Annotated in this window: 1 protein-coding gene; it reads left to right on the forward strand. The window is 61.7% G+C overall.

Annotated features, from left to right (window positions below; genetic code table 11):
* A partial coding sequence (locus J0A68_RS23270; RefSeq protein ID WP_262898055.1) for a ferredoxin-like domain-containing protein occupies nt 1-415 on the forward strand: 415 nt, incomplete at both ends.

Below are 415 nucleotides of genomic sequence, written 5' to 3' on the forward strand. Positions count from 1 at the left end.
TGGCTGGGCATCGACAAGTTCGCGCAGGAGAGCACGCTGTACGGCAGCATTCGCATCACCAACCGCCAGACGTTCCAGTTTCACGGCATCCTGAAAGGCAACGTCAAACCGGTGCACCAGTTGCTGAATCGCCTGGGGCTGGACGCACTGGCGACCGCCAACGACGTGAACCGCAACGTGCTGTGCACCTCCAACCCGGTGGAGTCCGAGCTGCATCAGGAAGCCTACGAGTGGGCGAAGAAGATCTCTGAACACCTGCTGCCGCGCACCCGCGCCTACGCAGAGGTGTGGCTGGATCAGGAAAAGGTGGCCACCACCGACGAAGAGCCGATTCTGGGGCCGACCTACCTGCCGCGCAAATTCAAAACCACGGTGGTGATCCCGCCGCAGAATGACGTCGATCTGCACGCCAACG

Origin of the sequence: Algoriphagus oliviformis (assembly GCF_017254915.1) — a bacterium.
Lineage (GTDB): Bacteria > Bacteroidota > Bacteroidia > Cytophagales > Cyclobacteriaceae > Algoriphagus > Algoriphagus oliviformis.